Source organism: Bacillus sp. NH11B (assembly GCF_001884205.1).
GTDB classification, from domain to species: Bacteria; Bacillota; Bacilli; order Bacillales; family Bacillaceae_G; genus Bacillus_A; species Bacillus_A proteolyticus.
Genome location: NZ_MAOG01000010.1, coordinates 84,299 through 104,073, shown reverse-complemented (window position 1 = coordinate 104,073; position 19,775 = coordinate 84,299). Strand labels below are relative to the sequence as shown.

The window sequence follows — 19,775 nt, the reverse complement described above, 5'->3', positions numbered from 1 at the left end:
TTATTTGGTTAAAGAATAGCAAAGAGTTTTATATTTACAATCTATAATATGAAAGGAATTTAAAAATGTTTATATTTTGGGTTACGCTGGTCTTAGTTTATATTCTTTCTTTTTTAGCAAGATATTTTTCTACTCCTGTAATAATGGGACCACACATTGTTCAATCAAAGCCAAATAAGCTGTTAGTATTTTTAACAATAGTTATTCTTGTAATGGTGTCTGGTCTCCGTAATAATATCGGGGATACTTTTTTTTATATGTATTCTTATAAAAAAGATACGTTTGATTGGGAACATATAAAAGAAGGAAAAGATATGGGTTTTAATGTGCTTCAGATGATTTTAAAACAGTTCTCTAATGACCCTCAAATATTGATTTTTGTAACGGCACTAATAACAAATGTACTTATTGTGTTGGTTTTATATAAATATACAAGAATGTTCGAATTGAGTTTATATGTATATATAACAGGTGGAATGTATTTAATATCAATGAATGGGATAAGGCAATTTCTTGCAGCAGCAATTATTTTTGCTGCAACAAAATATATATTTGAAGGTAACTGGAAAAAGTATATTCTAATTATTCTATTTGCATCAACAATACATCAAACTGCACTTATCCTTATTCCAATATATTTTATGATTAGGAGAAAAGCATGGTCATGGGAAACGTATGTAACCCTTTTTTGCTCTGTATTCATAGTTATAGGGTTTAATCAATTTTTAGATACGTTATTCTCAGTCATAGGAGATAGTCAGTATGGAGATTACAAGAACTTTTCTGAGGGCGGAGCAAATATACTTAGAGTTGGAGTTAATATTCCTCCAATTATTATTGCTTACATTGGAAGAGAGAAACTTAGGGAAATATTTCCTAAAAGTGACTATGTAGTAAATATGTCTATATTAGGACTTGTATTCATGATAATTTCAACACAAAATTGGATTTTTGCAAGATTTTCTATATATTTTGGATTATACCAATTAATTTTAATTTCATGGATTATAAAATTATTTACTGATAAAGACCAAAAACTAGTTTATTATGCAATATTAGTATTTTATTTTATTTTCTATGCATACGAGAATGTAATAACATTAAACATTATTTATAAAAGTAATTTTTTAAATTTCTAAGTTTTTTAAGGTGAAATATGTTAATGACTAGTTGATCAATGAAATATGGAAATTTAGGTGTATAGGTATATTATTCTATATAGTTTAGAAAGGGGATACTGAGTTGGCATTTACAGAAAAGATTCCACGCACCATTCACTATTGTTGGTTTGGTAAAGGAGAAAAACCTATAATAGTAAAAAAATGTATAGATAGCTGGAAAGAGAATTTAGCTGGTTATGAAATAATTGAGTGGAATGAAGATAATTTTGATATAAATTGTAATTTATATGTCAAGGAAGCCTATGAATACAAAAAATTTGCATTTGTAAGTGATTATGTAAGAGTATACGCTCTTTATAAATTTGGAGGAATTTACTTAGATACGGATGTGGAGGTATTCAAATCTTTTGATGATATGCTACATCATGATTCATTTTGGGGATTTGAACAAGAGAACTATATAGCTACAAGTACAATAGGAGCGACTAAAGGAAATGTGTTAATAAGAATGTTTCTAGATTCATACGAAGAAAAAAGTTTTATTAAAGAGGACGGAAAGTATGACAGTTTAACCAATGTGGCCATTATAAGCGAGATACTAAAAAATAAAGGATTACAGTTGAATGGAAAATATCAAGAAATAAGTGGGATAGGAGCCTTCTATCCTCAAACATATTTTTCTCCATATGATTATATTAACTGTAGAAAATTTATTACTCCAAATACATATGCAATGCATCATTTTTATAAAAGTTGGTTACCACCTAAAGCAAGATTGAAGAGTGGTTTAAAACTGTTAGCATCTAAGGTTATAGGTGGAGAAAATATAGCGCGGATAAGAAAATTTGTTACAAAAAATTAGGAGGCATATATGAAGGATATACTGGTGGCCTCATTTGATATGGAAGTTGGAGGAGTAGAAAGAAGCCTTATAAGTATGCTTGAGGGTTTTGATTACAAAAAATACGCTGTTGATTTAATGCTGTATAGGCATCAAGGGGATTTTATGGAATTAGTTTGTAACAAGGTAAATTTATTAGAAGAAATTCCACAATACACCACCTTTAGGAAGTCAATCGGAGAAACATTAAAGGATAAAGAGTATGGCATTGGATTTTCTAGAATTTTATCTAAGATAAATACTCGTTTTGCAGGAAAAGCTAAAGGAATAGTAGAGACAGGATATTATCAAATGCAATTAATGTGGAAATATGCTATTCCATTTTTACCTAAACTAGATAAAGAGTATGATGTTGCAATTAGTTATTTGTGGCCACATTATTTTGTAGCAGATAAGGTCAAGGCTAAGAAAAAAATAGCATGGATTCATACAGATTATTCTACAATTGAGACAGATATAGAGATGGATTTAAAAGTATGGAATAAATTTGATTGTATTGTAGCTGTATCAGAGGCATGCAAAAATTCATTTTTAAAAAAATATAGTGCATTAAAAAATAAGGTTATAGTAATGGAAAATATAACCTCCCCGCAGTTTATTAGAGATATGGCGAATGAAGAAATAGATACCCCTATGCTTCTTGATAACCGTTTTAAAGTTATAACTGTGGCTAGACTATCTCATGCAAAAGGAATCGATAATGCTGTTAGGGCTTTAAGGATATTGAAAGATAAAGGCTATGAGAATATAGCCTGGTATGTAGTTGGATATGGTGGAGACGAAACAATGATTAAAAATCTAATAAGGGATTTGAAATTAGAAAATAGCTTTGTGTTGCTAGGAAAGCAAATCAATCCATATCCATATATAAAAGAAGCTGATTTATATGTCCAACCATCTAGATATGAGGGAAAAGCTGTTACAGTAGGAGAGGCTCAGATACTTGCAAAACCAGTCCTAATTACAAATTATACAACCGCAAACAGTCAAGTGAAAAATGGGGTTGACGGATATATTACGGAATTATCCGTTGAAGGAATAGCAGATGGAATAGAAAAATTGTATAAGGATGCTACCGTAAGAAAGCAGTTAGCTAACAATTGTAGTAATACTGATTATAGTAATAAATATGAATTAAATAAGTTGTATGAAGTTATAGAGGCTTAAAAGTTTATTAAGTGTATTGGTACAACTACAAAAATTTTTAAAAATGAAAGTATAAGGGATTCAAAGCAAAGGGGTGAATTGCCCATGAATAGAAATGTCAGTGTAATTATACCGGTTTATAATGCTGGTAAATATATTACTCGGTGTATAGAATCACTGTTAAATCAGGTGCTTCATAACTGCGAATTTATCTTTATTAATGATGGTTCAACGGACAATAGCGTAGAGATTATTGAAAAGTATAGGGCACTAGATGACAGGATTATACTTATAAATCAAAAAAATCAAGGTGTGAGTATTGCAAGGAATCAAGGACTTCTTATAGCTAATGGTGAATATATTGGATTTGTTGATGCTGATGATTATGTAGAAGCGGATATGTATGAAACTCTGTATAATTCAGCAAAACAAAGCAATTGTGATGTAATTATATCAAATTTAAGAAGTGAGATTGAAGGGCATAAGGTAACAATTGAATATCCATTTCCAACTAATATCGTTCTAAAAAAAGAATATGTAAATAAAGAGATATTAACCTATTTTCTTAAAAGCGATAATTTAAATACTGCTGTAAACAAAATTTATAAAAATAGCATAATAACGAAAAATAATGTGAAGTTTCCAGAGAAGGTCGCATTAGGAGAAGATGGAATGTTTAATATTCAATTTTTTAGTAATGCAACTAATATGAAATATATAGATTATACGGGATATTATTATAGGGATGTAGCGGGTAGCGCAACTCGGGATATCTCAAAAAAAGATTATTTCAAGCGAGCTGTGGAAGTATATAATATGGAACTACCGAAAATTTACATCGAAAAGGTCGATAAGGCAAAGATACGTGAATTGAAATCAAGAAAGTTTATAAATAGTGTAATTTCCTACGTATATATTTATTTTGAACCGTCTAAGGAAATACGGTTTAGTGAGAGATATGAATACATAAAAAATATGATATGCAATAAATATGTTAGAGAGGCATTGCCGCTATATTGTGAAGTAACTTATAGCAAGCTTGGTAGATATGAGAAATTTTTAATAAATATGATTAAAAGAAAATCTACTGTGGGGTTATACTTCGCAGTCTCTTACAGCAGGCTTAGAAATAAATAAAACTGGAGGAATTTAGTGTGAAGTTTATGATGTTTGCCCATGGGGGCAGTTTAAATAGAGGGTGCGAAGCGATAGTTCGAGCTTCTACAAATATTATAAAAGAAAAAATAGATGGAGCAAAAGTATGTTTGGCATCAGATAGACCTGAAACAGATAAGGTAATCAATAAGTTAGATTATATATATGATGGTTCTAGCCGCAGTCTGAAAAAATATTCATATGATTGGTTATTGTCCTCAGTTAAAGTAAAACTCTTTAACGATGAGTCTTATGCATTAGGGAAAATTCATCATAACATAATAAAGCATATAAAAAGTTCCGATGTATGTTTATCTATCGGGGGGGATAATTATTGCTATGGAGAGCAACCTGGGTGGTATGAGATTGATAGAAGAGTAAAAATGCAGGGGAAAAAGCTAGTACTATGGGGATGTTCTATAGGAGAAGAGGATATGTCTGAAAGAAAGTTGGAAGATCTAAAGCTCTTTGATTTAATATTAGCACGCGAAAGTCTTACCTATAATATGTTAAAAAAACAAGGATTAAATAACGTTCAATTGTGTGCTGATGCTGCATTTACAATGGAAAAAGAAGAATTGGAGTTGCCTAATGGATGGCAGGAAGGAAATACAATGGGTCTTAATTTTAGCCCGCTTGTATGGAATAGAAATGAGAATTCTCAAGTTGCGGTAAGAGAGTTAATTAATCATATATTAAATACGACAGATATGACGATTGCTCTTACACCTCACGTTATTGAAGATGGGAACAATGATTACGAAGTTCTCTACAAATATTACAAAGAATTTAAGGACACAGGCAGAGTGATTCTGTTACCAGATAACTTAAATGCAATACAGTATAAGGGGTATATAGCTAGAATGCGTTTCTTTATAGGAGCTCGAACGCATGCAACTATAGCTGCTTACTCTAGTTTTATTCCGACTATGGTATTGGGATATAGTGTAAAGTCCAAAGGGATATCTAAAGATATATTTGGGGAAGAAAAATTAGTTTTAGATATAGAGGAGATATCTGATAGTAATAAATTAAAAGCAAGATTTGATGAGATGGTACGAGAGGAAGAGGAGATAAGGCAAAAGCTACGACAATCTATACCTAATATAAAGAAAATGTCTTACAAAGCAGTAGAATATTTGAAAGAATTGTCTAAGTAATTTGGGGTACATTATGAAAAAAAAACTACTATTTGTTATGCCTAGTTTATCTGCTGGTGGTGGAGAAAAAAGCTTGATAAATTTACTATCTCAGATAGATTACAGTTTATATGATGTAGATTTATTTTTGTTTAATAAAACAGGAATATTCATAAATTCGATACCAAGAGAGGTAAATATATTAGATCTGCCAAGTGATTATAAAATATTTGCATCTAGCCTTAAAAATTCAATAATGGGCTTTTTAAAGAATGGACAAATTGATTTAGCATATTCAAGATTGATGTTCACTATTAAAAATAGATTGATAAAGGAAGCTGCAATTTCAGAACAGTATACATGGGAATATCAAAGTAAGTCATTTGAAGTGTTAGAAAAAGAGTATGATGCAGCGATAGGCTATCTTGAAAAGTCTTCAATATACTTCGTAGTTGATAAGGTCAATGCCAAAAAAAAGGCTGGATGGATACATACAAACTACTCGAATTCAGGTATGGATTGCCAGTTCGATAACTCATATTTTGAACAACTAGATAATCTAATAACGGTTTCAGAAGAGTGTGCAAAATCGTTACAAGAAAATTTTCCACAACTAAAAAATAAAGTTACGATTATATATAATATAGTAGCTCCTGGCGTTATATATGATTTATCTAAAGAAGATATAGAAGATGACAGTTTGTTTGATAGACATTATACCAATATTATTACTGTCGCCAGATTAAGTCATGAAAAGGGTTTAGATTTAGCAGTGAAATCTTGCAAGTTACTTCTTGAAAAAGGATACAAGATAAATTGGTACGTATTAGGGGATGGAAATGAAAAAGATGCATTAGAACGTTTAATAGAAGATCATCATCTATCAAACCATTTTACAATTTTGGGGGTTCGAGAAAATCCCTATCCTTATATACGAAAAGCAGATATATATGTGCAACCATCTAGGTATGAAGGTAAGTCTATAGCAATTGATGAAGCAAAAATATTGCATAAACCGATAGTGGTGACTAACTTTGAAACTGCAAAAGATCAAATAAATCATGGAATAAACGGAATTATTGCTGAGATGTCTGAAGAAGGAATAGCAACTGAAATTGAAAGGCTTATCAAAGATATAGAATTAAGGGAAAGAATCGTAAATAATTTATCTACAGAAAAGTTAGGAACCGAAAAAGAAATAAATAAGCTCTACGGAATTCTTTAAAAGGTGATTATTATGAAAAAAGACGTATTATTTGTTATCAATAATTTGAACTGTGGTGGGGCTGAGAAGTCATTAATCTCTCTGTTGAATACGATGGATTACTCTCGCTATAATGTGGATTTATTTTTATTTAAGCATGAAGGTTTATTCCTTAATAAAATTCCTAAACAAGTGAATGTATTAGAAGAACCTCCTGAGTATCAGTTGTTTGATATGCCGATAAAAGCAGCTATCATGAAATGCTTGCGACAAGGAAGACTAGATATAGCCTTATCAAGGGTTTGTGCAGGTTACATATTTAAAAGTGAAAAAAACAAGGCTCGTTGTGAACAGAGAGTATGGCGATATCTATCAAAATCTTTACAGAATATAAGTAAAAAGTATGATGTAGCGATTGGGTACTTAGAAAAGAACCCAGTTTACTTTTGTATAGACAAAGTAAATGCGAATAAGAAAATTGGTTTTATACACACTGATTATGACAAATTAGGAATGGATCCTAACATTGATAGGGGTTATTTTCGTTCATTGGATCATATAGTGACGGTGTCTGAGGAATGTGCCAATGTTTTAAAACAAAGATTTTCTATATATAACGACAAAATAGGTGTTATTCATAACATTGTATCTCCAAGTACGATAAATAAAATGTCACAGGAAAAGGTAGATCTAGAGCGTAAAGGGGTAAAGCTTGTTTCTGTAGGAAGGTTAAGTCATGAAAAGGGATTTGATTTGGCTATAGAAGCCTGTAAGAATCTGGTTGGAGATGGATATGAAATAAAGTGGTATATCATTGGAGAAGGGGAAGGGCGAGGTAAGTTAGAAAAAATGATAGAAGAAAATCACCTTCAAGATCATTTTTTACTGTTAGGACTGAAAGAAAATCCCTATCCGTATATAAGAGAAGCAGATATATATGTACAACCATCCAGGTTCGAAGGAAAGTCTATCGCAATAGACGAAGCAAAAATACTGCATAAACCAATAGTGGTAACAAATTTCAGTACAGCTAAAGACCAAATTAAAAATGAAGAAAATGGGCTGATTATAGACATGGATGCTCACTCACTTTCGGAGGGAATTAAGAAATTAATACATAATGAAGAATTAAGAAATAAGTTAATAAAGAACTTATCAGATGAAGAGCTAGGAACCGAGTCGGAGATAAAAAAATTATATACATTATTTGAGTAGTATAGAAAGGACATAATTATATGGTTATACAGGCAGCGTGCTTTGTGTTACTTGCTGTAATCGCAATTATTGTAGTGATTGATTTCATTCCTATAGGAAAGAATTGGTTGGGAAGAATAAAAATAGGAAGGTATACGGATAAAAGCTTATGGAATCAGTCAATCACTCATATAGGTGTTAAGTGGCTAAATAAAACACCAAAGATTAAGGTAACTGATAACACAAGATTAATAGCAATTGATATGTTGAAAGGAAATTATACGAAAAGTGCTATACAGCATTGGCAAGAAGCATCTTTACTATTAGGGTTGTCTGAATACCTGAAATATAACGATGACAAAGCAGTGAAACATGAAATTACGAAGTTTTTGAACTCTAAATTTGATCATAATGGTCAGTGGGCGCACAAACCTCAGTATGTAGATGGGGCAATACTTGCTTATGCGATCATGAAGCTGGATTTTGAGGATATAGATAAATATAAAAAAGCCTTGGATGCTACTTGGGAAATGATACAAGAGCATTTAGGTGAAGATGGTACAATAGAATATAGGAAGTTTATGAAAGGGTATCGCTATGTAGATACCATAGGTTTCATATGTCCATTTTTAGTGACTTACGGCATTAGGTATAACAAAAGTGAGTGTATAGATTTGGCTGTAAAGCAGATTAAAGAATATGAAACATATGGAATGTTAAACTTAAGTCATATACCATGTCATGCTTATAGATTAGAAGATAAAGTTCCTCTAGGTTTATATGGCTGGGGAAGAGGTCTTGGATGGTTTGCTATAGGTCTTATAGATACGTGGAATGAATTACCGGAAAACAACAGCTATAAACCTGTATTAGAAGAAAGTGTACGTAAATTTGCAAAAGCTACGATGAAATTTCAACAACAAGGCAATTGGAATTGGACTGTAACCAGGAACGAATGCGGACCAGATTCTTCCGCTACATCCACACTGGGGTGGTTTATGTTAAATGCAGCAAAGATAGAAGATATTTCAAAGGAATGTTTGGAAAGTGCAGATAAAGCTATCGGTTATTTGATGGGAGTGACAAGAAGAAACGGAGCGGTCGACTTCTCTCAAGGTGATACGAAGGATATAGGTGTATATTCTACGTTATTCGATATCCTGCCATTCACACAAGGGTTTTGTATTAGATTAATTAATTTACGTAATAATTATAAAATTTAGTCATCCTTATAAAGATGACTAAATTTCAATAGTCAGATTAATAAATTTTATTTTAGAACAGAGGGAAGAATTATGACGGGACGTTATAAAGAATTGGATTCCCTTCGGGGTATTGCTGCAATCATTGTTCTATTAGGGCACTTCTTAGCATTATTTCCGATATTAGGTAAAAAGGTAATGTATTCAACATTTGGGACCTATTTTTCTATATTATGGCAAGGTCATTCGGCTGTTATTATATTTTTTGTGTTAAGTGGATTTGTTCTATCCTTGCCTTTTTATAAAGGGACGGAATTTAATTATTTAAAGTATCTTATTAAAAGAGTTTGTAGGATTTACATTCCTTATATTATGATTCTTTTTATTGCAATAGGAATTAAATTGGGGATTCATTCTAAAATTGGTACCATTCCTGGTTTGGTACAATGGGGTTCATGGAACATAGAAGTTTCTTTTAATAGAGTAATAGGTCATATTTTATTCTTGAGAGAATTTAATTCTGATGCGTTTATTATGGTGATTTGGTCATTAGTTCACGAGATGCGAATTTCCATAGTGTTTCCTTTAATTATTTTTCTTTTACTTAGAGTAAACTGGAAAGTAAGTATTGGGATAGCGATGTTTTTATCAGTTATTGGTTATTTATTAATGAAGAACATTCCAAGCGAATTTAATATGCCAGTATCCACCAATTACTTTATCACATTACATTATAGCTCAATGTTTATTATTGGTGCACTACTAGCCAAAAACAGAGAATATTTAGTGAGTAAAATTATTAATTCAAAAGTAAAATATATATTATTGCCTTTAGGTCTTTTATTTTTTAGCTATCCCCGTATCCCATTTATGTTACTTTCCAAACTAATTGGTGAAATCGATTATGATTTGTATCTTATTATCATCGATTGGTATATATGCTTTGGTGCAGTTTTAATTATTCTATCCGCTCTAAGTTCAAAACTATTTTCTAAATTATTACTGATTAAACCAGTACAATTTATAGGGGAAATATCATATAGTCTTTATTTAGTACATCCAATTGTTCTATTAACAACAGTTCATATTTTCTATGGAAAGATATCAGTGCCTTTAATTTTATTAATTTCTTTCTTATTTACTATGGTTGTGTCGGTCTTATGTTATAAATTTATTGAAATTCCATCAATAAAAATAGGCCGGAAACTTGCCACTAAAAATTCTAGAGGCGATGTTTCATTGAGAAAAAAGGCTAGTTGAAAAATTGGAAAATAATAAGAATAAATAGTATGTAAGATGTGAATAGAGGGATAAGAGTAATTTTCTTAAGAAAAAGAGGAAAGATAATCTAATGCTCTATCGAGAAAAGTATTAGAAAGGAGCTTGGTATGGTGCAAATAAAAATAAAAAGTATGTTAGTTTTTATTTGGAATAAATTGATCGATATCAAAATTCAGAGTTTGAATCGATTAACTATCATAAAAGATCGATTCACGAAGTGCTTTTTCAAGCCCCCTAGAATTCAATCTATAGATGAAACTTTAAAAAAAATTATTCATGATAAAGCTTCCGTAGCCAGGTATGGTGATGGTGAATTTAAATTAATTCATAATCTAGATATAACATTTCAACGGGCTGATCATTTGTTATCAAAAAGATTAAAAGAAATATTGCTAAGTGAAGATGAGAAGTTCTTAGTTTGTTTGCCGGATGTTTTTCAAGATTTATCAAAATATGCAGATGAGCCAAAGGATTATTGGAGTCTTCATACTGCAAAATATAGATTAAAGTGGTATAAAGACTTGAAGAAGGGAAAAATATATTATAATTCCTTTATATCGAGATTCTATTATCCCTTTCGAGATAAGTCAAAATGTAAAGAATGGTTTATATTATTAAAATTAATATGGAAAGATAGGGATATAGTTTTAATAGAGGGTAGTAAGAGTAGATTAGGTATTGGAAATGATCTGTTTGACAATGCTAAATCAATTGAAAGGATTTTAGTACCAGAGGAGCACGCATTCTTACATTACAATAAAATCTTAACAGCAGCAAAAAAAAATAATAAATCTAAATTGATTCTATTAGCGATAGGGCCTACTGCTACTATATTAGCATATGATTTGTATAAAGAGGGATATCAAGCAATTGATATAGGGCATGTGGATATTGAATACGAATGGTTTTTAAGACAAGCAAAAACTAAAATCAAAATTGAAAATAAGTACGTATGTGAAGCAGGTGCTGGACAAAATGTGGGCGATATTCAAGATGAGAAATATTTAAGCGAAATTAAAGCTGTAATAAGATAGGCATGAGGGTTTAACTTATGTAAGTAATGTAGAGGTGAAAGGATTGCATGAATTAATAAGTGTTATTGTTCCCATATATAATGTGGAAAAATGGTTAGCTAGATGTATTGAAAGTGTTTTAAAACAGCCTTTCGTCAATATTGAATTAGTTCTAGTCAATGATGGTTCAACAGATAAATGTGGTGAAATATGTGAAGAATATGTAGAAAAGGATAATAGAATTAAAGTAATCTATAAAGAAAATGGAGGAGTGAGTAGCGCAAGGAATGCAGGGATCGAGGCTGCTACAGGGAAGTATATAGTGTTTATAGATCCCGATGATGTGGTAAGCGAAAACTATTTTACTAGGTTATATGGTATTGCGGAAGATGAAAAGTGTGATGCTGTAATATGCGGATACAAAACTGTTCCAAATAATAATAGTATTATTCCTAACTTCAAATTAGATACTGTTATGAACGGGAGAGATTTTATACTGAGCTCTCCAAATGTTCATTCCAAGAATGATCTATGCTTCGCATGGAGGTATATATACAATTTAAGCATTATAAAAGAAAAAAACATCAGATTTAATGAACAAGTGTTTATTGGAGAAGATGTTATTTTTAATTTAGAGTTTTTATTGCACTCACAAAGGGTATGTGCAGTCTCAGAAGTTCTTTATTTTTATACTATTAATAATCCAAATAGCTTAATGAGGGTTCCGTATAAACCAAATTTAGAGAACAGTTTAGTTTTACAATATCAAATGAGAAGACAACTTTCACAAGAATTTGGTTTACTACACGATAAGCAATTTAAAAAAGATATGGCTAATTATTATATAAATCACATATATAGACTCTTGATTAATAATTTAAAAAGCGACCCTAATGTGGATGTTAATAATGCTTTTCGTAGAATAGTGAATTATGAAATGTTCTCAGATAGTGTAAAAGGAATTGGTTTTTCATATCGATGCAATAACTTTAAGGAGTATATATATTATTTAGCAATAAAGTTTAAAGTGTATCCTTTAATAGTTGCAGCATATAAAAGAGAAATCAGGTAATGCTCTTGGGTTGAAAGTGTTTTCATACTTTCTGAAGTGGGAGGAAAAATGAGAGTTAAAAATTCAATAATTAATATATCAGCCGGTATAGGCAGTCAAGTTATTATTACGTTACTAAGTTTTGCTTCCAGAACCATATTTATTACTTATTTAGGTGTTGAGTATCTGGGGGTAAATGGATTATTTACTAATATATTAGGAATGTTATCTTTAGCTGAAGCAGGAATAGGATCTGCTATCATATATAATCTATATAAACCAGTGGCAGAAAATAATCAGGATAGAATCAATATGCTTATGAATTTTTATAGAAAGGCATATATGGCAATAGCTTTAATAGTATTGTTACTAGGATTACTTTTGTTACCTTTTCTTGGATATATCGCTAAAGATGCAAAGGTAGACAATATTCATTTTATTTATATTATATTTTTAATTAATACAGCTTCATCTTATCTATTTTCTTATAAAACCTCATTTTTAAATGTTTGTCAAAAGGGATATATTGTTACAGGGATTTATTCTATCTCATCTATTATATCTACTTGCATTAAAATAGGAATTTTATACTTTACGCATAGTTATATTTTATATCTAATAATCGATATTATTATAACAATCAGTACCTCTGCGTTCTTGGCTATATTGGTAGATAAGATGTACCCATTTTTAAAAAATAAAGCAGCAAGCAAATTAGATAGTGAAACCAAAAGTAATATTGTTAAAAATGTAAAGGCTTTAGTGCTACATAATATAGGCGGATATATTGTCTTTGGTACTGATAACATGTTAATTGCGTCTTTTGTCAGTGTTACAGCTGTTGGATTGTATTCAAATTATTATATGTTAATTAACATTTGTAGAACTTTTATAAATCAAATCTTTGATAATATAAATCATAGTGTAGGGAATTTGGTTGCAAAAGAAAGCGATGAAAAAATTTATAGCATATTTAAGATTACTATGCTTTGTAATTTTTGGATATACTCATTTTTTTCCATATTTTTATATATTATAATGCAACCCTTTATTACTTTATGGATTGGTTCGAAATTTATTATGGATATAAGTGTATTAATTATATTAATGATAAATTTTTATGTATCAGGAATGAGACGTTCTATATCTATGGTCAAAACAACATCAGGGATTTTTCATGAAGATAGGTATGCGCCCTTTTTAGAGGCTGCCGTGAATCTGGTGGCTTCTATTGTCTTGGTGCAATATATGGGCATAACAGGTGTTTTTATTGGAACACTTATAAGTACACTAGTGGTTCCATTTTGGATTGCTCCTTATTTAGTATATAAGAAAGTATTCCGTAAACCGGTTAGAGATTATTTTTTAAAATATACTTACTATGTGATGATAGGGTTAGGAGCTTGTGTTATCACAAGTTTAATATGTGGTCTTATTCCGTATAATGGATTACTAGAATTAATATTAAGAGGGATGATTTGTTTAATAATTCCAAATGCTATTTATGTATTTGTTTTTTATAAGACAGATGAATTTAAGTATTTATTTGGAGTTGTTAAAAGTATAATTGGAAACCTGAGGGTGAAAATTCAGTCACACAAAAAGGGCACTTTTTAATTTGAAATCTACATTTCTATAATCCCGTTACTGACCCAATCCATCGAGCACCAGCGCCTAATGAATTGACACAAAATTATAATGCTTAAAGTAAGAGCAAGTAAATAAAAGGAAAGTATTAAGAATCTTTTAGAAATGAAACACCACTATGCTCTGTTGAATATGGTGGTGTTCTTATTACTGAGTATTTTAATTAAGTATTTTGCATGACATGTCCTTAAATAAAAAAGTAAATCAATTCGTTATTTTTCAACTATGAATGGGGCTGCTTTTTATGAAGATAGAAGTTTTAGGCAGTTATGGAGTAGAGGTTAATACATAAACCAAATTAGGAGTATGATTATATATGAAAAGACTTTTCGATTTGTTCGTTTCTTTGTCATTATTGGTGTTTCTTTTACCTCTTATTATAATAGTGGCTGTTTTAGTTAGAATTAAGTTGGGTTCCCCTATCATATTTAAGCAGCAACGCCCGGGATTGCATGGTGTCCCTTTTTTTCTTTATAAGTTTAGAACTATGACTGACGAGAAGGATAGTGAGGGGAATGCGTTGCCTGATGATGTAAGGTTTACCCGTTTCGGAGGGTTTCTGAGAAAATATAGTTTAGATGAATTGCCACAGTTGTTTAATGTTATAAAAGGGGACTTAAGTTTGGTAGGTCCAAGACCATTATTGATGGAGTATTTGGAACTATACACAGAAGAGCAGGCCAAGCGGCATAATGTCAGACCAGGGATTACGGGATGGGCCCAAGTAAATGGCAGAAACGCGATTTCTTGGGAGGAAAAATTTGATTTTGATGTATGGTATGCAAAAAAACGGACTTTTTGGCTTGATATGAAAATTTTGTTGTTAACGGTAAAGAAAGTATTTAAGTCAGAAGGAATCAATCAGGTTGGGCATGTAACTGTGGAAAAATTTAATGGTACAAAGAATTCTTGAGGAGGTGAGATGGATGCGAATAATTATGATTGGGGCAGGTGGTCATAGTAAAGTAATCCGAGATATTATCCTATCGTATGGAAATTATGAAATCATTGCGCAATTAGATGATGTGTATAAAGAGTTAAAAATTGAGGATGGTGTCTATTTTGGACCTATTTCTGCAGCTGTAAAGTTAATGGATGAGCATGTAGATACAAAGTTCGTGATAGCTATAGGGAATAACAGAACAAGAAAGATAATTATGGAGCAGTTAGAGATTCCCAGTCATCGCTATGCGACGCTTATACATAAACAATCTATTGTTAGTTTAAGTGCAAAGATTGGAACTGGTACGGTTATTATGCCAGGTGCAATTGTTAATGCAGATGTTGAAATTGGGAATCACGTTATTGTCAATTCAGGCGCTATTATTGAACATGATAATAAGATAAATGATTTTGCACATATTTCCCCAAATGCAGTGCTTACAGGATCCGTTACTGTAGGAATAGGAGTACATATAGGAGCAGGAGTTAATGTGATTCCAAATATTACAATTGGCGATTGGTCCGTTATCGGTGCCGGAGCAACGGTGATCCGTGACATTGTAGCGAATTGTAAGGCAGTTGGTATTCCAGCTAGAGTGATAAACAAAGAATTATAGGAGAGTGTTTAAAGTGGTATACTCACAGGAAAAAACAAGAATCTATCTCTCCGCTCCACATATGAGCGGTAATGAACAAAAATATATAGGGGAAGCATTTGATATGAATTGGATTGCTCCACTTGGTCCAAATGTAGATGCGTTTGAAAGTGAACTTTCATCCCATGTTGGAGTTCTTGATGCGGCTGCAGTTAGTTCAGGAACCTCTGCTATCCATTTGGCACTTCGCTTACTGGATGTAAATGATGGAGATACGGTGTTTTGTTCAAGTCTTACTTTTATAGCGAGCGCAAATCCAATTTTATATTTAGGGGCTAAACCAGTATTTATTGATTCTGAGCTTGAAACGTGGAATATGTCGCCACAAGCTTTAGAACGTGCATTACGTGATGCAAATGAGAAAGGAATACTTCCGAAAGCTGTCATTGTTGTAAATTTATATGGACAAAGCGCTAAAATGGATGAAATTCTTTCGTTATGTAATGAATATGATGTCCCAGTGATAGAAGATGCGGCAGAATCGCTCGGTTCTTCCTATAAAGGTAAAGAAAGCGGGACATTCGGAAAATTTGGTATTTATTCGTTTAACGGCAATAAAATCATTACAACTTCAGGTGGAGGCATGCTTGTTTCAAATGATGTCGAGGCATTGAGAAAAGCAAGATTTTTAGCTACTCAAGCAAGAGATCCGGCTCCACACTACCAACATAGTGAGGTTGGATATAATTATCGTATGAGTAATATTTTAGCAGGTGTAGGTAGAGCACAGCTGCAGGTCTTACAAGAGAGAGTACATGCAAGAAGACGAATATTTGATAGATATTATCAAGAATTATCTCATATTTCAGGGATACAGTTTATGCCTGAGTTAGAGGATACTTATTCAAACCGATGGCTTACAGTTCTTACTGTAGATGAAGAAAAAACAGGAGTACCGATTCAGGCATTACTGAAACAACTGGAAAATGAAAACATTGAGGCGCGTCCTGTTTGGAAGCCTCTTCATATGCAACCTTTATTTGAAGATGTAATGTATTATCCGCATAGTGAGAGTGAGGATGTTTCTAGAAAATTATTTGCAACAGGCGTATGTCTTCCGTCTGGATCAGGTATGACAGAAAAAGATCAGACAAGAGTTATTACATGTATTAAGAATATATTGATGGTAAGTGCTGGCGTGTAAAGATAAAAAATAGAAACAGCTTTAATTAAGAAGGGTGTTAATGAACTAGGAGGATTTAATATCTCATTCAGTGCTGTTTTTGTGAAATCTCATTTTACTGAAAAAAATTTTCTTTGAATGAAAGTCACGGCAATCCCTATAAAGAGTGAAATAGTAAGCGTACATAATCTTGTGGTAAATGCGAATGGTATTTTTTATTAGTGGTAAACGCATATTATATCATCCCCTTTGTGAAAATGGTATAAATATAAAAAGGTTATTCTCCGGTTTCGATTAAAGAAGCAGGAGAATAAAGTAATAGAGAACATAACAAGTGAAAAATCAACTTTAATTAGTGGGTTAATAATAAATTATATAAAATATCATAGCACAGAAATTTTAAAAATATAAAAAGATGAAAATTATCCTGTGTATTTGTAAGATATAACGTTTATCCTGCTATTTATGAGCATTAAGAGCACTACCTTAAGATTTTAGGGAAACTTAGAAGATAGATGGAATGTTCGTAAAAGCTCGATTGATGAGATTAATAGTCGGTAGGGATGTAAAGCCTCCTACCGATTAAAGTTGTACTGTATTATTTGTTCTTACAGTTACTAAAAAAGATACATAAATATTCACTTTCTTGAGTATATAGATACTTGACAATGTAATAGTGAAATGGTAATCTGAGTTTATATTCTTTATAAAGAATATAAACGTTTTATCGATATATTAAATTCATTGATTTTTATTTATATAAAATTCAGATGGTAATATTTTGATTCGAATTAAGAAAATCACACCTTTGTTCTTTTTTGAGAAAATTAAAATGCAAGGGTTTACAATAGGATAGGTAGCCTGGAAGCTTGAATACTTCAACTGAAAAAGATTTAAGGCTATAAAATTGGGTTTTAAAATCTGTTATGCGTAAACGAGGTAGTTTGAGGAAAGGGTTTTCTAGTATATTAATAACATTTTTTTGATATATCTAGTAATTTACTTATCCATCGGGTTTTCCCTTAATTGTCTCGTAGTGGGAGGAAAAAATGAGTGCAATAACCGGAATTTATCATTTAAATGGAGAACCGATACCGCCTGAACATAGGATTGGAATCATGAAAGATTTATCTCGTTATCCAGGTGACAATACCGATATATGGCACAAGGAAAATATTTTTTTTGGCTCCCATGCAAAATGGATAACATCTGAATCTATTAATGAACAATTACCCTACTATGATTATGAAACACAGTTGGTTATAACTGCTGATGCTATTATTGATAATCGCAATGAATTATTCGATAGATTGCAAGTAGACAAGGTACATAGAAGAGAGATGCCTGATAGTAAGTTGATTTTACTCGCTTATCAAAAGTGGGGAGAGCATGTACCAAAGTATCTAATTGGTGATTTTGCTTTTATGATTTGGGATGAGAGAAAGCAATTGCTCTTTGGTGCACGTGATTTTTCAGGAAGTCGGACTTTTTACTTTTACCGCAATCAAAATCAATTTGCTTTTTGTACTAGCATAAAACCGCTGTTTTCTTTACCGTACGTTGGGAAGGAATTGAATGAGCAATGGTTAGCTGAATATTTAGCGATACCTAATATGCTTGATACAATAGATGCATTTTCAACAGTGCATAAAAATATAGAGCAAGTCCCGCCTTCTCATACTATCTCCGTAGTTAAGGGAAGAGTTAGTATTGCGAAATACGACACGTTATTTGTAGAGGAGCAGTTGCAACTCAAATCAAATGAAGATTATGAAGAGGCGTTCAGGGACGTATTTGAAAGCGCAGTAACATCAAGGTTACGTACTCATCGTAATGTTGGTTCTCATTTAAGTGGGGGATTAGATTCAGGAGCTGTTGCTAGCTTTGCTGCGAGAGCCCTGCAAAAAGAGAACAAAAAATTATATACATTCAGCTCGGTACCTGCGGAAGGGTTTACTGATTGGACTCGTGGTCATACGATTGCTGATGAAAAGCCATTTATTCAAACTACAGTACAACATGTAGGGAATATTAAAGGGAATTATTTGAATTTTCCGGGAGAAAATTCTTTCTCAGAAATTGATGATTGGCTTGAGATTATGGAGATGCCATATAAATTTTTCGAAAATTCCGTCTGGGTGAAAGGAATTTATGAAAAAGCTCAACAACAAGGGATTGGGGTGCTCTTAAATGGAGCGAGAGGAAATTTCACAATCTCTTGGGGGCCAGCTTTAGATTATTATGCGATTTTACTTAAAAAGTTCAGCTGGTTGCAGCTTTATCGTGAAATTGATTTGTATGGTAAGAACGTTGGAGTTAAAAAATCGAGAATACTGAAAGTTGTAGGGGAGAAAGCATTTCCATCGATAAAAAACATGTTTTCCTCAGAACAGCAATACGAACTGCCAACGTTAGTTAGTCCAGAACTTGCAAAACGTACTGATGTATTTAGAAAGCTTGAAGAACATGGTGTGAAAGTAACAGGGGCTTCTATCCCAAATATATATGAAATAAGGCAGAAACATTTTGAACAGCTAAACTTGTGGAATACAACGGGTACAAGTGGAACAAAGCTCTCCTTACGTTATGGTTTACAAGGGCATGATCCAACGAATGACTTACGGGTAATTCGATTCTGTTTATCGTTACCACTCGAACAATTTGTTCAAAATGGCTTAAATCGTGCACTTGTCCGGAGGTCCACAAAAGGATTTCTTCCTGACAAAGTAAGATTAAATCAACGTGTGCGGGGAATACAGGCAGCTGATGTGGTTCATCGCATGATTCCTTCATGGAAAATGTTTATCGAGGAACTTCAGCAGCTTAGTAAAGACCCAGTGGCCTCTAACTTTTTTAATATGGAGATTATTAAGAGCGCGATTTTGAAAATTCAAGGAGAACCACGAGTAGAATACGTGTTTGATCCAGATTTTAGAATTTTAATGCGTAGTCTTATTGTCTATCGATTTATCAAAAAATATATTTGAAAGGGGGTGAAAT

Annotated in this window: 16 protein-coding genes; all 16 read left to right on the top strand. The window is 32.0% G+C overall.

Annotated features, from left to right (window positions below; all coding sequences use genetic code 11):
• Positions 1-65: 65 nt before the first annotated feature.
• Positions 66-1,139: an EpsG family protein gene (locus tag BAU27_RS00760; protein WP_000469601.1), complete on the top strand. Its 1,074-nt coding sequence runs from the start codon at positions 66-68 to the stop codon at positions 1,137-1,139.
• A 103-nt stretch (positions 1,140-1,242) separates the two neighbouring features.
• Positions 1,243-1,983 (top strand): glycosyltransferase family 32 protein, encoded by a 741-nt coding sequence (locus BAU27_RS00755; protein WP_000885932.1) that lies wholly within the window; start codon positions 1,243-1,245, stop codon positions 1,981-1,983.
• 9 nt (positions 1,984-1,992) lie between these two features.
• Positions 1,993-3,189 carry a glycosyltransferase gene (locus tag BAU27_RS00750; protein WP_071769868.1) on the top strand — a complete coding sequence of 399 codons (1,197 nt, stop codon included), beginning with the start codon at positions 1,993-1,995 and terminating at the stop codon, positions 3,187-3,189.
• Between the two features lie 84 nt (positions 3,190-3,273).
• Positions 3,274-4,305 carry a glycosyltransferase gene (locus BAU27_RS00745; RefSeq protein ID WP_071769867.1) on the top strand — a complete coding sequence of 344 codons (1,032 nt, stop codon included), beginning with the start codon at positions 3,274-3,276 and terminating at the stop codon, positions 4,303-4,305.
• A gap of 17 nt (positions 4,306-4,322) precedes the next feature.
• Entirely contained in the window at positions 4,323-5,483 is a 1,161-nt protein-coding gene (locus BAU27_RS00740; RefSeq protein ID WP_000671003.1) for a polysaccharide pyruvyl transferase family protein, read from the top strand.
• A 13-nt stretch (positions 5,484-5,496) separates the two neighbouring features.
• Positions 5,497-6,687, top strand: coding sequence for a glycosyltransferase (locus BAU27_RS00735; RefSeq protein ID WP_016130943.1), 1,191 nt, complete (start codon positions 5,497-5,499; stop codon positions 6,685-6,687).
• A gap of 12 nt (positions 6,688-6,699) precedes the next feature.
• Complete coding sequence (locus tag BAU27_RS00730; RefSeq protein WP_016130942.1) at positions 6,700-7,881, top strand: glycosyltransferase; 1,182 nt, start codon at positions 6,700-6,702, stop codon at positions 7,879-7,881.
• 20 nt (positions 7,882-7,901) lie between these two features.
• Positions 7,902-9,083, top strand: coding sequence for a glycoside hydrolase family 88 protein (locus BAU27_RS00725; protein ID WP_071734717.1), 1,182 nt, complete (start codon positions 7,902-7,904; stop codon positions 9,081-9,083).
• A gap of 72 nt (positions 9,084-9,155) precedes the next feature.
• Positions 9,156-10,322: an acyltransferase family protein gene (locus BAU27_RS00720; RefSeq protein ID WP_071769866.1), complete on the top strand. Its 1,167-nt coding sequence runs from the start codon at positions 9,156-9,158 to the stop codon at positions 10,320-10,322.
• A gap of 128 nt (positions 10,323-10,450) precedes the next feature.
• Entirely contained in the window at positions 10,451-11,377 is a 927-nt protein-coding gene (locus tag BAU27_RS00715) for an SP_1767 family glycosyltransferase (RefSeq protein WP_071734716.1), read from the top strand.
• A 43-nt stretch (positions 11,378-11,420) separates the two neighbouring features.
• On the top strand, positions 11,421-12,428 hold the full coding sequence (locus tag BAU27_RS00710; protein ID WP_016130938.1) for a glycosyltransferase: 1,008 nt from the start codon (positions 11,421-11,423) through the stop codon (positions 12,426-12,428).
• 48 nt (positions 12,429-12,476) lie between these two features.
• Positions 12,477-14,024 (top strand): lipopolysaccharide biosynthesis protein, encoded by a 1,548-nt coding sequence (locus BAU27_RS00705; RefSeq protein ID WP_001264123.1) that lies wholly within the window; start codon positions 12,477-12,479, stop codon positions 14,022-14,024.
• A gap of 346 nt (positions 14,025-14,370) precedes the next feature.
• Positions 14,371-14,967, top strand: coding sequence for a sugar transferase (locus BAU27_RS00700; RefSeq protein WP_070146104.1), 597 nt, complete (start codon positions 14,371-14,373; stop codon positions 14,965-14,967).
• A 13-nt stretch (positions 14,968-14,980) separates the two neighbouring features.
• Positions 14,981-15,613 (top strand): acetyltransferase, encoded by a 633-nt coding sequence (locus BAU27_RS00695; RefSeq protein ID WP_016130935.1) that lies wholly within the window; start codon positions 14,981-14,983, stop codon positions 15,611-15,613.
• A gap of 13 nt (positions 15,614-15,626) precedes the next feature.
• Entirely contained in the window at positions 15,627-16,796 is a 1,170-nt protein-coding gene (locus BAU27_RS00690; RefSeq protein ID WP_071769865.1) for a DegT/DnrJ/EryC1/StrS family aminotransferase, read from the top strand.
• A 1,028-nt stretch (positions 16,797-17,824) separates the two neighbouring features.
• Positions 17,825-19,762, top strand: coding sequence for a lasso peptide isopeptide bond-forming cyclase (locus BAU27_RS00685; RefSeq protein WP_071769864.1), 1,938 nt, complete (start codon positions 17,825-17,827; stop codon positions 19,760-19,762).
• Positions 19,763-19,775: the final 13 nt, after the last annotated feature.

Excerpts from the sequence above, each read along its gene's own strand:
- BAU27_RS00760 (WP_000469601.1), top strand. The coding sequence starts at position 66 with ATGTTTATATTTTGGGTTACGCTGGTCTTAGTTTATATTCTTTCTTTT.
- BAU27_RS00750 (WP_071769868.1), top strand. The coding sequence starts at position 1,993 with ATGAAGGATATACTGGTGGCCTCATTTGATATGGAAGTTGGAGGAGTA.
- BAU27_RS00745 (WP_071769867.1), top strand. The coding sequence starts at position 3,274 with ATGAATAGAAATGTCAGTGTAATTATACCGGTTTATAATGCTGGTAAA.
- BAU27_RS00735 (WP_016130943.1), top strand. The coding sequence starts at position 5,497 with ATGAAAAAAAAACTACTATTTGTTATGCCTAGTTTATCTGCTGGTGGT.
- BAU27_RS00730 (WP_016130942.1), top strand. The coding sequence starts at position 6,700 with ATGAAAAAAGACGTATTATTTGTTATCAATAATTTGAACTGTGGTGGG.
- BAU27_RS00725 (WP_071734717.1), top strand. The coding sequence starts at position 7,902 with ATGGTTATACAGGCAGCGTGCTTTGTGTTACTTGCTGTAATCGCAATT.
- BAU27_RS00720 (WP_071769866.1), top strand. The coding sequence starts at position 9,156 with ATGACGGGACGTTATAAAGAATTGGATTCCCTTCGGGGTATTGCTGCA.
- BAU27_RS00715 (WP_071734716.1), top strand. The coding sequence starts at position 10,451 with ATGGTGCAAATAAAAATAAAAAGTATGTTAGTTTTTATTTGGAATAAA.
- BAU27_RS00705 (WP_001264123.1), top strand. The coding sequence starts at position 12,477 with ATGAGAGTTAAAAATTCAATAATTAATATATCAGCCGGTATAGGCAGT.
- BAU27_RS00700 (WP_070146104.1), top strand. The coding sequence starts at position 14,371 with ATGAAAAGACTTTTCGATTTGTTCGTTTCTTTGTCATTATTGGTGTTT.
- BAU27_RS00695 (WP_016130935.1), top strand. The coding sequence starts at position 14,981 with ATGCGAATAATTATGATTGGGGCAGGTGGTCATAGTAAAGTAATCCGA.
- BAU27_RS00685 (WP_071769864.1), top strand. The coding sequence starts at position 17,825 with ATGAGTGCAATAACCGGAATTTATCATTTAAATGGAGAACCGATACCG.